Origin of the sequence: Desulfobotulus alkaliphilus (assembly GCF_007830435.1) — a bacterium.
Taxonomy (GTDB): Bacteria; Desulfobacterota; Desulfobacteria; order Desulfobacterales; family ASO4-4; genus Desulfobotulus; species Desulfobotulus alkaliphilus.
The window spans coordinates 1-12,004 of the sequence record NZ_VLLC01000052.1; the positions used below are offsets into that span (position 1 = coordinate 1).

A 12,004-nucleotide genomic window follows, 5' to 3' on the forward strand; every position below is an offset into this window, starting at 1 on the left:
CTTCTGTCTTCAAAGTCTTTTCTTGCAACGGCTGCCAGTACATCCAGCATCATACCCATGACAGCATCAAGGACACGGCCCTGAAAATCCTTATCCTCCTCCTGACTTACTATCAGACTGTGGGTAAAGGGAAGATCCAGAGACACAATGAGAATCCCCTTGCTTTGTATCTTCACCCGAAGCTTCTGCCAGTCATCGGCATTGAGGCGGGAAAGCCTGTCCACCTGTTCTATGAGAAGCACATCGTCTTTCTGCATGATACCCAAGGCCCTGAACAGCTCTGGCCTGTAGAGCTTTGCACCCGACTCGTTTTCTATGAAGTACGCAGTCACGGCCACACCGTTTTCAGAGGCGAATTTGTCCAGCATATCCTTTGCCCTGGTTGCGTCCTGATCTGCTGTGGATGCCCGAAGATACCCGTACACTCTTCTTTCAACCATGATCCACCTGCTTCCGTAGTGTTTACTTTGGCTGTGGTTTATATCGACAGGTTACTTTGAATGGTATCCCCATAATCGTAAACCTGATTTTATTAGACTTTTTGAATGGGCAAAACTGTACCTGCTGCCTGTCCTTGGGGTAAACCCAAAAGAAACCCATCCGAACCACCACATCCCCCACTCTCTGCCCTGACTTTTTCTACCTTATATATAGAGGCCACTCCGGAACCACACCCGCAGCCCGGAGTAACCCCGACAGTTTCAGGGTTCTTCTTCATCCGTCCCGTCTTCTATATCCAGCCAAGTATCCGAAACAACACCGCCATCATCCGTAAGGTCTGCCACACGGGGAAGGTCATCTTCTGCCCCATCCTCCCCATGATCCGCAGCTTCCTCATCTGCCAGCTCCAATGCCCTGTTTTCCCTTGCCTCTCTTTTTACAACCATGTTCCTCAGCGTACCCGGCGACCATGTGCCCCTGCCGGAAAGGGTCAGGATCTTTGCCTCATCGAGTATGGAAGCAAGGACGCTGTAACTCGGTGCAGGGTTTATGGCTGCCCTTCTTTCCATTACCCAATCAAGAACAGCTTCTTTATTGGGCTTGGAATGGACGATACTCTCGATAACAGGCCGCAGGTTGTGGGGATCAGCATCTTCTGCAAGGTCTGCTTCGGACTGGATGCCGGGCACTGTAAAATCAAAGGACAGGGTCTGCAGGCTCACCTGTAGATTGCTGGCATCTATCTCATAGAGCTGGAACGGTTCTTCCACTGGCTGGCCCAGCTCCCTTTCAAGGCTGGTCATCCGTCTGTCCAGATTGCTGATACCGTTTTGCAAGTCATCAATGGCCTCACAGATTGCGGTTACGGCTATGTTGTTCTCCGTAGCCAGTTTCTGAAAGGCATGGGTCAGGGTACGGGACAGCTCTTCCCCAAGGTTAATGGCAAATTTTTGCAGAAAGGATTCCAGCATGGGGGGCAGTTCCTTCAGCAGCTCAGCCTTAATCTCATGGGCCAGTTCCTTTGCATTGGCAGGCTGGGTATCCCAAACCTTGTCTGTGCTTATGGGAGTATCGGGAAGGGTAATGTTCATGTCACCGGGCAGATTCAAGTTAAAATTATCACCGGGTACACACTGGCACCTGCTGGCACCTACTGGTAGCAACTGGCACACACTGGCACCTACTGGTAGCAACTGGCACATACTGGCATCAACTGGCATCAACCGGGAGATACTGGCACCTACTGGTTCGTCCTGGTTCATACCAGTATGTACTGGCTCGTCCTGGTTTCTACTGGCACCTACCAGCATATCCTGATTCATACCAGCATGTTCTGGCTCATACTGGCTTATACCGGTACCTTCTGGTTCGTCTTGGTTTATACCAGCACCTACCAGCATATCCTGATTTATAACAGTATGTTCTGGTTCATCTTGGTTCCTGCCAGCACCTACCAGCCTGTCTTGGTTCATACCAGAATCTCCTGGCTTATCTTGGTTCATACCAGCACCTCCTGGCTTATCTTGGTTCATACCGGCACCTCCTGGCTTGTATTGGTTCATACCAGCATATTCCAGTTCGTCCTGGCGCAAACATATACTGGCCATTACATACTCACGATCACCTGAAGAATCGGGCCATTTAAACCAGTAATGACTGTAATTCTCCAGACACTCATCCACCCAATCGCTGAGCAACGGATCATCCTTAACCGTATGTTTTTTAAGCAAAATATCCTTGATCATTTGAAAGGTGTACCCCTCCCCACGCAATCCATCCACCAGAAGAAGTATCTCGATACATGCATGAAAACATTTGAAATGCTTACCATCGAACAGATAAGGATAGATCGTGTGAGGGACGAACCACGATCTCATCCGGTGTTGAACCAGCCCGTAGCGGCATCCCCGACAGGTTTCTATTATAAGGAAATAGCTTTTTTTGGAAGGGCCGTATCCGGAGGTAGTCTGGAAGGAAGAATTTTTTGAGGACGCAGAGGGGCAAGACCTTTTACAAGGCTTTAAAAAAGATCTGTATTTTCATAGTCTTACCACCTCCGCCACTCAATTAATACCAAGTGATTGCCAATGAATCCTTTTCATCCGGGTCTCAGAAGGAAAAACAGAACCTCCATGGGAGCCTTACAGCGAGGACAACTGAAAGAAGCTCTTGGGACAGGATTTATACTTTCAAGCTGGACACGCAGGACATGTTGAACGAGTGAAAGCAGCTTTTTGGCTTTGCAGTGCAGAAATCCATAATCCCTGATTCTTCGAAAGCCCTTTGGCAGCACATGTTTAAGGATCAGACGAAGAAAATCCTCACCCTTCAGCGTCCTGTATCGAATTTTACCCGTGTTTTCGGTGTACCGGAAGGTTACCATCCCATCTTTACTGGAAATAATATTTTTTTCCGATATCACCCCCCGGTAAAGATAACTTGAGAGATATTTAATGGCGGGAAGACCCTTTCCAACGCCTTTACATTTCACCACCCATTCCGACCGGATTCCTCTCGGTACCGTGAGACCTTCTTTGTTCAGGCTGTCAAGAAAACGTGCACGAAAAACCTTTGCAAGGGCTTTTTCATTGAAAAGATACTTCCCTTTTTTTTTCTTCCACTGATTTCTTTTTTTATCAATTCCCCCACCTGGAATCACCACATGCAGGTGGGGATGGTAATCAAGCTTTCTGGAATGGGTATGAAGCACCATGGTCATCCCAATTTCTGCCCCAAGGTTTTTGGGCCTGAGACCAAAATCCTTGAGTGTACTGGATACACATGAAAAAAAGATGCTGAACACTGTCTTCTGATGCCGGTATGCAAGCTCCCTCAGCTCATAGGGAAGCGTGAAGGTCACCATGAAATAATCAACCGGAAGAAGTTTTTCCTGCTGACGTCCGATCCACTGGCTGGCTTCATGGTGCTGGCACTGTGGGCAATTCCGATGACCACAGGAAAGGGGCCGCCATTCCTGATGACCGCAGTCTGTGCACTGGATGAAAAGCTCTCCGCAATTTCCGCTGCGGCAACCCCGCATGGCATGCAGGGCTTTCATCTGCCCTGGCAGCAGGGTGCCTCCGTACATGGCCACAAAGGGTTCGTAGTATTCATTAATGATGTCGATTATTTTCATGATTGCACCTCCGTTAAATTCCCACGGAGATGGTTTGCAAGCCTGTTGACAGCAAGAAGGCTGTCTTTTTCCGTCACTTCGGTAAGGTGAGCGTATCTGGCGGTGGTGACTGGGCTGGCATGACCGAGGATTCCCTGGATATGGCGAAGGCTTAAGCCCTGTTCCAGGAGATGGGTGGCAAAACTGTGGCGGAGGGTGTGAATTGAGACTTTTTTTTAATGCCGCATTGTGCAACGATAGCTTTCATGGCCTGCTGAACGCCGCCTCTGTCCATGGGGCCTGTTGCCTGACGGATGGTTTCTGGTGAACCATTGGGGTTGGGAAAAAGCAGCTTCGGATGTCGGTGAGTTATCCAAAATGTCCGAAGGACCATGAGGGTCAGATCCGGGAGCGGCACTATCCGGTCTTTGTTTCCTTTGCCCTGGCGGATGTGGACACGTTGATATTTTGCATCAATATCCCCCACCTCAAGGGCCAGGGTTTCACCAAGGCGCAGGCCCATGGAATAGGTGGTGAGCAGAAATACCCGGTAACGATCTGTCCGGGTGGCAGAAATGATCATCTGAATTTCATCAGGGGTGAGGATGTCAGGAAGGGTGTGAACTTTGGGGGGTTTTACAATTTCAACCCATTCCCATTCCTTTTTCAGAACAAACTTCCAGAAGTGTTGAAGTCCGTTTCTGTCTATCTTGATTGTGCTCCAGGAATGGGTTTCTATCAGATCTGCAAAGTAGTCCTGTAGGTTCTCAGGACTGAGATTGTCCGGGCAACAGTCAAAGTAACTGCTGACTCTGCGTACCGCTCTGGCATAGGCTTCAATGGTTTTTTGGGCTTTGCCCTGAAGCTTCAGGGTTTTCAGATGCTTCTCGTAAAGCCTGCTGAATCGCTCTTGTTCCTGATGGTTCATGGTACACTCCTTCTCCAAATGGGTTTTGGGCTGCAGCTATGGGCTGCAATTGAAGGAGTGTACCTTATTTAAATCTTTTCTGCCGCGAAGCGGCTGCGTTCAACCATCCCGGCAGAAAATCACAGACCTGATTACGGTAATTGAGTATCTTCTTGTAATTCAGGTTCAGTTCCTCACCGATTTCCTTAAATGAATACAGCTTCTTTTCATTCATACCCTCCTCCTCTCATACATTCTTGACATCCTGATGCCACCGGACATCACACTGACACCACCTGCACCTGATCCGACATCAGCGTTACGCCGTCAAAATACATCCGGGCATCACATCGAATACGCATCGGGAGCATCATGGGTAACGCAATGCCATTCAAACGCCACCCTGATGCCGCCCCGGTATCACACCAACGCCGCCCCGACTTCACACTGAAAGCATCGGACGCTGGCGTTTTGGCAAATTCTGTCCATTTTGATCAAAGTTACGCCGGAAAATGCCATGGCGTAAGTTACGCCGTCCAAAAATCCCCAAAAATGGCCGAATATGCGCATATGCTCACTGAAACGCTGTTTACAACCATCAGTCGGCACCTTGTAACCTATTGATTTCATACGACCCACCAGACACCCTACCCATCACAAAAAAAAGTACCCATCTATTACCCATCACGATTTTCAGAAAAGCGCCGAAAGACTTCCCATGATTACAGCACCTTAACCACCCAAAACGACCCATCAATTTCCCATCAGCACTTTTAAAAATCACAGCCCAAATCACTCAGAGTCACCATCACTTTTGATGCTCCGGGACACGATTTCAGTGGCCTCTTTGAGGGTATCCTGACTCAAATGGGCGTACCTCTGGGTGGTAGAAATATCTGCATGACCCAGCAGTTTTTGTACCTCATAGAGACTCCTGCCATGGTTGATCAGAAGGGAGGCAAAGTTGTGTCTCAGGTCATGTACCCGGACATCCTCAAGGCCCGCTTCCTTCCTGATTCGATCCCATGTATTGTGAAAATGCTTCAGCGGTTCACCTGTTTTAGGGTTGGCAAATATAAACGGGCTGTTGTTATCCTCCCGCCTCTTCAGCACACTGATGGCAGAACCAGACAAGGGGATATGCCTTGGTTTTCCTGACTTGCTCATGGGTACCGTCCACAGGCCATGCTCAAAGTCCATATCCTCCCATTTGGCATGGCTGGCCTCGCTCTTCCTTGCACCTGTAAGAATCAGAAACTCAATCAGATCAGGGACTACTGTACTCTGGCAGTTCTTCAATGCTTTCAGGAGCCTGTCCGTCTCTTCATGGGTTAAAAACCTCTCCTTATGCTCATTGTCAGCCAGCTTGGACACACCCCTTGCAGGGCTTTTGTCGATGTACTCCCATTTTTCTGCCAGGGAGAAGATGTACTTCACCAATGCCATCATCCGGTTCACAGACCCAGGCTTATAGCCCTTGTCCACATAGGAAGTCTGAAAATCCCGCACATCATCCCGTGTTATGGCAGACAGCTTGGCGTACTCCCATAATGGCAGAAGCACCCGGTCTATCATCCTCTCATCCTGCTCCCAGCTTCGTTTATAGAGTTTCACATGGGGGATGTACTTATCCTCTACAAAGTCTCCAAAGGTCATCTCCTGCCTTTTCTTTTCCATCATGGCTGCTGGATCGTAGCCCAATGCCGTCTGTGACCTGATCTCTCTGGCTGTCATCCTTGCATTTTCAAGGCTTATGGCATCCACAGGCCCGATACGCACCTGACGTAGCCTGCCGTGCCTGTCCCGGTAACGCAGATAGTAGGTACACCTGCCAGAAGACCTCACCTCCAGCATGAATCCGGGTATTTCCGTATCAAAGTAATCCACCCTGCCCTTGGCCACTACAGGTGGATCAGCCACAAAGCCCGTTGTAAGAAGTATCTTTGGCATCGCATCCTCCATTCATACTGCATCCATGTTTCCTGCCCCTGCCCTCAGTCATCATGCTAAAAAGATGTAAATTCATATGCAAGCAATTTAGACAAAAATCTAAAATAAAATCGTGAGAATGTTGGTACCGAACAGAGAAAAAATTCATGCCTGAAATTATTAGCAAATCAAAAGTCAAGAATTTTCTCAGAAAACGGTAAAAAAATAAAAATGGTCTTTTCGGACAAAATACTCCCCTCTACGACCACAAATTGTTATGGTGTTCTGAGCATGGATAATAGAGTGGAGAGTGGGATATACCCTCAACCCAGGGCAGACTCAGGGGTACACCAGAGGTTAAGAGGGCTTGATGGTGGGAAAGGCAGATAGCAGGGATAATCCATACGCCGTTACAGGACTGAACCACAGCAAGGAGGCATGATGAAAGACAAGTCATACGATGTGGAACTGATCACAGGAGAGCAACTGAAGGCAGGACGGATACTGCTTGGATGGTCACAGAGAACACTGGCTGCTAAAGCCTACCTGTCCCAGGGGCCTGTCACCCAGGCAGAGAAGAACAACGTCAGGAAAAAAAGCACCATCATGCTGATAGCCCATGTACTGATGGAGGCTGGGATAGAGTTTATCAACCATGAGGACGGAACCTTTGGCGTACTGATCAAACCGGATGCAGACAGGGCAGATGAAAGGGAAGATGGCTAAGGGGGGGATGATGAGGGAAAAAGCATACGATGTGGAACTGTTGAAGGGAGAGCAGTTCAAGGTTGCAAGGATACTGCTGGGATGGTCACAGAGGACACTGGCTGCTAAAGCCCACCTGTCTGAAACGCCGGTAACACGGCTGGAAAGGAAGGTACTGGAGAAGAAAAGCACCATGAAACTACTGGCCCATGTACTCACAGAGGCAGGGATCATATTTGTCAATCATGAGGATGGAACCATGGGTGTGCTGATCAAGCCAGATGCAGACAGGGCAGAAGAAAGAGAGGATGAGGACGACTGAAAAGCGGGGAGTGGGAAGCCAGATAAAAGACAGCCCCCTGCATGAAAACAGATAGGGCTGATGTACTACCCTGTACCCCTAAAATCAGCTCATACAGCGGACAGTAAATATGGGGGATAGAGAGCGCAAAGATGATGTTCGGAACAAACAGGATGGATGGACACAAAACAGGATATAGAGAGACAGATACCGAAGCCACAGAATACACCACAAGATAACAACCGGACACAACCCATACTAAGGGCTGCGTCCGGTCATGGTTAGATAGAAATCAAAATAAGAGAGCTTGGTGACACAGGTACCTAATGGCGGTATGCGTGTCTGCACCAGAGCCTAATGCTTGGTGGCATCCTCACCAATCAGAAGATCCAGGCCCTTATCCCCGGCAGCAAGGACTTCTCTGACTTTTTCGGGGGTAAGCCCAACGCCTGCGGCTATGTCTTGAGGTTGCAGATTGAGCTTGGAAAGACGCATGATGGTCTGGAACTTCTCGTTGTACGTACCAATCTCCACACCCTCACTACGACCCATAACAACACCCTTCTCCAACCCAAACCGCTCTGCACTTGTAATGTATGGCATCTTTTTTTCCTCCTCCAAGAGGTAAACTTCTTTAAGGAACTGTGCTTCCAGCTCCTTAGGCAGGCTGATCATCCAGTCGATGTAGCGGTACAGCTGCAGGATGTCTTCTCTGCTGTAGTTCCGCTGATACATGAGCTTCACCAGATGGTATTTCCAGGCCTTCAGCTCATCCTTTGATTTGCTGCTTTTCGCCTTGATCTGGGCCATGACCACGAGAGAGAAGACATTATCGCTAGCTTCAAGCTCATCCCAACGGTCTTCCCAATCCATAAGTTTGACAATAGGGAAGCGGAAGTCAAGGCTACAGCCCCACAATTCTTTAGAATAGGAATCCGGCCTGAAGCTCTTCTGACTGTCCGTTAAAACCCCAAGACTGACCACATCCCTGTCATAGCTGTCAAAGATGCGGAAATTGTACACATACATGCGTTTGGGGAAGAGGTCTTCGGCCTCACCCTGAACCTCTACATGAATGAGTACCCAGATTTCCCGGTTCTTTTTGGTCCAGACCTTTGCCAGCTTGTCCACATACCGCCGTCCTGTGGTACCATCCCGGACGATCTTCTGCAGCTCTTTGTCCAGAAATACAAGCCCTTTGTCCCAGTCTATCTCATCATGGATCTGGGGGAACAGGAGGGCAAGGAACTCTTTAAAATACCTCCCTACGGCTTCTTTCCAGGGGCTGTCGTAGTCATTGGATTCGGTTTTTGCCATGCAGTGTCCTTTCTTTTTGAAAGTGTAGCAGAAATACCCGGCTACTGCATAGCCTGAAAAAGAGGCAGTGGGAAGGGGGGCTTCGAGAACCTCAGCCACCAGGTTTTGTAGGGGCAGGCCCCTGTGCCTGCCCGTCTCCCTCACCTCTGCCACCGGACAGCACGGAAAAAAAACACGGACCAATAGCACTGCACACGGACAAACAGCGACTGGCACAAAAACAGGGCAGACACTGTCAAGACTGACAACCAAACCATAAATCCGGACGGTACATACAGCCAACGGGTTTCAGAGATAAGTGCAAGTGCAAGGGATGGTGAGAGGGTCTGTGTATTCCCACAAGGAAAACACACAGACTAAAATCAACCCGTGACTGTCCTATCAACCAGATGGCTGCCCTATGGTGTAAAAGACAAAACATCCATAAAACAGCCTGAGCTGTCACTGCTTTTTTCGCCCGGATCTTTAGGATCTGTCGGATCTGGTTCAGGTTTCGACTCTATCCTTGATGCTTTCTTGATAATTACTGGCGGATCAGGAAGATGAGTAAACTGTCCGAGACTGACTATATCCAGTGCAGCAACTGCTTCCACCACATCCTGCCCTTTCACCACCTTACCAAATACGGCATAACCGGGATTTGTAGCAGAATAGTCAAGAGCCGGATTATCAACAAGGTTAATGAAAAACTGAGAGGTGGCAGAATCAGGTTCCGGAGTCCTTGCCATGGCAAGGGTCATGGCAAGGTTGGAAAGACCGTTTGAGGCCTCATTTTTTATGGGGTCACGGGTTTCCTTCATGTGTAATGACAGCTCAAATCCTCCTCCCTGTATCACAAAACCTTTTACAACCCTGTGGAAAATTGTCATGTCATAAAAACCGCTATCTACATAAGCTAAAAAATTTTCTACGGTAACCGGGGCTTCATCCGGATAAAGTTCAACATCTATTTCTCCCATGCCCGTTGACAGCCTGACCAATGGAGCTGTATCCGCATAAAGAGGAAGAGCAACAAAGACCATCAGAAGTAAAGCAATACAACCTGTAACACTGCGGACCATTCCATCCTCCATTTCTTTAAAAAAAGACCATTCTTCTTTTGCCCCATTAAAACTTCAACATGCCATCACTGCTGTCACCAAACAACTCATCAAGATCCGGTACCGCTGTTTTAGCCGATGGCGGGCTGCTGTGCTTTTGATACCGCACCCTGAAATCATCCAGTCTTGCAAGGCTGTAAAGGTGGGCATAGGCCAGTCCCAACACGCCGGTCTGGGCCAGAAGACTCATCTGGATACCGGGCAGGGTTTTCAGGGCTTTTTCGTCTATGCGGTAATACCCGCTGATCTTTTCAGGGGCTGATTCAGGGGTTTGTTTGGTCTGAAGATCCCAGGGTACAATGAGATTATGCTTTGCAAGCTGCTTTAACATCCCCGCTGTCTGCTTTTCATCCTCCCTGCATTTATTCAGAAAATCCAGTACCTGGGCTACTTTAGGCGTAAAGCCTGCATCACTGGTAAATATCGGTTCATGGCCGGGCTTTGCTTCTGTAACCACAAGGTCACCGCCTGTATGAACCTGCAGGTGAGTTTTGGATTCTGAAGGATTCAGTCGAAAGGGATACCCCCTGTAACAGGATGGCACATAGGATGCCAGCCACTGCCCCTTATTGCCTACGAAGAGGTTCAGATCCGGAGTCAGAGACTGCAATACAACCATCTGATACTCTGAAATGCTGCCTTCTTCCCTTTTTACAAAACAGACCGGATACCACCTCATGGCATGGGTCAGCTCGGCCTGAAGAAGGGGGGCGTGTCTGTCTTTGGCTGCAAAACCATAGTGTGTGAAGGCTTTCCAGCAAAAATCTTTATGGTCAGAAAAATCAAGATCCGTCCAAGGCTGTGTCATGGATACTCCGATTATAATTACAAGTGGAAAAACTGCGTTTACACCTGATGATGACAGATGTTCAAAAAGCCTTAATTTTTAAGAAACATACCCTGAAAAACGAAATAAATCCAGCCCTATAAATCATGCTGCATCGAAAAAGACATCACACCGAACTCCGGGCATACAGCGAATCCCCCTCAGCTTACAATGCATCCTCAAAACTTCAGGATCACCCACGGCGGTGCCGAACTTCTCCAAAAGCGTATCCATGGAAGATACAAATACGGTAGCATCCACACCTAAACGGCTTAAAATAGGCGGGGTATTTTCATGAATGCTCATCTTCTTTCGCCTAAGCTGCCTGCCTGTCCAGTCCACCAGCTCCACATACTCATGGAAACCAAAGGGAATGGCAAAGGGCATATCCGTAAGGTCATCAAAGGGTGCAAGGGAGGCTCTGGGTTTTTCGGGAGGGGTATCCGGGGAGGTATCCAGTAACTCAGGAGAACCGGAATCCACAGCCTGCGGCTTTAGGGCATCCAGCCTTTCCTTGATGGAAGTATAGTCTGATTCTTCGGGGGTTTTTGCCATGCCAGCCCGGACAGGATTAAGATCCACATAGGCCATGGCAGCAAGAATGGCCTTTTCATCGAGAAGGGCCTGACTCTTGAACCTCCCCTCCCAGAACCTGCCGCTTATACCCTCTTCCTGATTGGCTTTCCTTGCAATGGATTCATTAAGCATACGCATGAACCATGAAATATCATAGAGGCGGCTCCGGTAGAGGCCAGCAAGCTCTGAAAGCTGAAGCTGGTCTGAGTGACTTAATTCACCGTCTTCCGCCAGGTAACACCTCACCACATCCGGGCCTTTAAAAAGCTGAACCCAGCGGGTGAACACCTCATGATCTGACCAGGAAAGGGCACGGTCTTCATCCACACGCAGAACTATGTGATAATGATTGCTTAAAATGGCAAAAGCAGCCACATCAATGGAAAAAATGGCGGCAAGCTCCATGATGCGTTCTGCTATCCAGCCCCGGCGATGCTCAAAGTCCATGCCGGACTGCTTGTCTTTGCCACAGAGGAAGGCCCGACGGACGCACCGACAGACACAGTGATACCAAGGGGTACTTTCAAGGCTGATCAGAGTAGAGCGAGGACAGGTCATGGCGGCCTCCTTGCTTTAAGGAATGCATACTGTTTTTAAAGAGAATATAGAAGAAAAGAGGGAGGATGTAAACAACCAAACAACCAAGGTCGCCGTAGAGAATTGATCTGAAAGGTAATTTTGACAATTTTCAATTTCAGATCAACCCCCCGGCACAGATCCGGACGTGCGCTGCTAACGCATCCGGCTCCTGCATTGAGTCAAACGCGCAGCCTCTCATTTGGCCAAG

Annotated in this window: 13 protein-coding genes and 1 pseudogene; 4 read left to right on the top strand and 10 right to left on the bottom strand. The window is 48.7% G+C overall.

What is annotated here, in order from left to right; all coding sequences use genetic code 11:
• A partial coding sequence (locus tag LZ24_RS16160; RefSeq protein WP_144686754.1) for a recombinase family protein occupies nucleotides 1–440 on the bottom strand: 440 nt, incomplete at its 3' end.
• A gap of 261 nt (nucleotides 441–701) precedes the next feature.
• Complete coding sequence (locus LZ24_RS16165) at nucleotides 702–1,550, bottom strand: hypothetical protein (RefSeq protein ID WP_144686755.1); 849 nt, start codon at nucleotides 1,548–1,550, stop codon at nucleotides 702–704.
• 159 nt (nucleotides 1,551–1,709) lie between these two features.
• Here LZ24_RS16165 and LZ24_RS17705 point away from each other — a divergent pair, with 159 nt between their 5' ends.
• On the top strand, nucleotides 1,710–2,069 hold the full coding sequence (locus LZ24_RS17705) for a hypothetical protein (RefSeq protein ID WP_222427683.1): 360 nt from the start codon (nucleotides 1,710–1,712) through the stop codon (nucleotides 2,067–2,069).
• A 470-nt stretch (nucleotides 2,070–2,539) separates the two neighbouring features.
• On the opposite strand, the gene LZ24_RS16170 is transcribed toward LZ24_RS17705, so the two are convergent.
• From LZ24_RS16170 to LZ24_RS17410, 3 genes and pseudogenes are all read right to left on the bottom strand, one after another.
• Nucleotides 2,540–3,577 (bottom strand): IS91 family transposase, encoded by a 1,038-nt coding sequence (locus LZ24_RS16170; protein ID WP_144686756.1) that lies wholly within the window; start codon nucleotides 3,575–3,577, stop codon nucleotides 2,540–2,542.
• Nucleotides 3,574–4,484 (bottom strand): annotated as a pseudogene (locus tag LZ24_RS16175) (tyrosine-type recombinase/integrase). The gene LZ24_RS16170 and the pseudogene LZ24_RS16175 overlap by 4 nt, the downstream one beginning before the upstream one ends.
• Nucleotides 4,485–4,548: 64 nt before the next feature.
• A complete protein-coding gene (locus LZ24_RS17410; protein ID WP_186443217.1) occupies nucleotides 4,549–4,698 on the bottom strand; it encodes a hypothetical protein in 150 nt (49 codons plus the stop codon).
• Between the two features lie 137 nt (nucleotides 4,699–4,835).
• Here LZ24_RS17410 and LZ24_RS16180 point away from each other — a divergent pair, with 137 nt between their 5' ends.
• Nucleotides 4,836–5,087 (top strand): hypothetical protein, encoded by a 252-nt coding sequence (locus LZ24_RS16180; protein WP_144686757.1) that lies wholly within the window; start codon nucleotides 4,836–4,838, stop codon nucleotides 5,085–5,087.
• A 168-nt stretch (nucleotides 5,088–5,255) separates the two neighbouring features.
• Here LZ24_RS16180 and LZ24_RS16185 read toward each other — a convergent pair whose 3' ends face one another.
• Nucleotides 5,256–6,413 (bottom strand): site-specific integrase, encoded by a 1,158-nt coding sequence (locus tag LZ24_RS16185; protein ID WP_144686758.1) that lies wholly within the window; start codon nucleotides 6,411–6,413, stop codon nucleotides 5,256–5,258.
• A 420-nt stretch (nucleotides 6,414–6,833) separates the two neighbouring features.
• Here LZ24_RS16185 and LZ24_RS16190 point away from each other — a divergent pair, with 420 nt between their 5' ends.
• Together LZ24_RS16190 and LZ24_RS16195 are read left to right on the top strand one after the other, a co-directional pair.
• On the top strand, nucleotides 6,834–7,118 hold the full coding sequence (locus tag LZ24_RS16190; protein ID WP_144686759.1) for a helix-turn-helix domain-containing protein: 285 nt from the start codon (nucleotides 6,834–6,836) through the stop codon (nucleotides 7,116–7,118).
• Nucleotides 7,119–7,128: 10 nt separating this feature from the next.
• Nucleotides 7,129–7,419 carry a helix-turn-helix domain-containing protein gene (locus LZ24_RS16195; RefSeq protein WP_144686760.1) on the top strand — a complete coding sequence of 97 codons (291 nt, stop codon included), beginning with the start codon at nucleotides 7,129–7,131 and terminating at the stop codon, nucleotides 7,417–7,419.
• A gap of 333 nt (nucleotides 7,420–7,752) precedes the next feature.
• Here the strand turns inward: LZ24_RS16195 and LZ24_RS16200 are convergent, their stop codons facing one another.
• From LZ24_RS16200 to LZ24_RS16215, 4 genes are all read right to left on the bottom strand, one after another.
• A complete protein-coding gene (locus LZ24_RS16200; protein WP_144686761.1) occupies nucleotides 7,753–8,715 on the bottom strand; it encodes a hypothetical protein in 963 nt (320 codons plus the stop codon).
• 398 nt (nucleotides 8,716–9,113) lie between these two features.
• Nucleotides 9,114–9,776, bottom strand: a complete 663-nt coding sequence (locus tag LZ24_RS16205; protein ID WP_144686762.1) for a peptidylprolyl isomerase — start codon at nucleotides 9,774–9,776, stop codon at nucleotides 9,114–9,116.
• A gap of 46 nt (nucleotides 9,777–9,822) precedes the next feature.
• Nucleotides 9,823–10,623: a SapC family protein gene (locus tag LZ24_RS16210; protein WP_144686763.1), complete on the bottom strand. Its 801-nt coding sequence runs from the start codon at nucleotides 10,621–10,623 to the stop codon at nucleotides 9,823–9,825.
• Nucleotides 10,624–10,746: 123 nt separating this feature from the next.
• Nucleotides 10,747–11,775 carry a transposase gene (locus LZ24_RS16215; protein ID WP_144686764.1) on the bottom strand — a complete coding sequence of 343 codons (1,029 nt, stop codon included), beginning with the start codon at nucleotides 11,773–11,775 and terminating at the stop codon, nucleotides 10,747–10,749.
• Between the last annotated feature and the right edge of the window lie 229 nt (nucleotides 11,776–12,004).

Bases quoted from the DNA above. Each gene is read 5' to 3' on its own strand.
- LZ24_RS17705 (WP_222427683.1), top strand. From the start codon at position 1,710: ATGTACTGGCTCGTCCTGGTTTCTACTGGCACCTACCAGCATATCCTG.
- LZ24_RS16170 (WP_144686756.1), bottom strand. From the start codon at position 3,577: ATGAAAATAATCGACATCATTAATGAATACTACGAACCCTTTGTGGCC.
- LZ24_RS17410 (WP_186443217.1), bottom strand. From the start codon at position 4,698: ATGAATGAAAAGAAGCTGTATTCATTTAAGGAAATCGGTGAGGAACTG.
- LZ24_RS16180 (WP_144686757.1), top strand. From the start codon at position 4,836: ATGGGTAACGCAATGCCATTCAAACGCCACCCTGATGCCGCCCCGGTA.
- LZ24_RS16185 (WP_144686758.1), bottom strand. From the start codon at position 6,413: ATGCCAAAGATACTTCTTACAACGGGCTTTGTGGCTGATCCACCTGTA.
- LZ24_RS16190 (WP_144686759.1), top strand. From the start codon at position 6,834: ATGAAAGACAAGTCATACGATGTGGAACTGATCACAGGAGAGCAACTG.
- LZ24_RS16195 (WP_144686760.1), top strand. From the start codon at position 7,129: ATGAGGGAAAAAGCATACGATGTGGAACTGTTGAAGGGAGAGCAGTTC.
- LZ24_RS16200 (WP_144686761.1), bottom strand. From the start codon at position 8,715: ATGGCAAAAACCGAATCCAATGACTACGACAGCCCCTGGAAAGAAGCC.
- LZ24_RS16205 (WP_144686762.1), bottom strand. From the start codon at position 9,776: ATGGTCCGCAGTGTTACAGGTTGTATTGCTTTACTTCTGATGGTCTTT.
- LZ24_RS16210 (WP_144686763.1), bottom strand. From the start codon at position 10,623: ATGACACAGCCTTGGACGGATCTTGATTTTTCTGACCATAAAGATTTT.
- LZ24_RS16215 (WP_144686764.1), bottom strand. From the start codon at position 11,775: ATGACCTGTCCTCGCTCTACTCTGATCAGCCTTGAAAGTACCCCTTGG.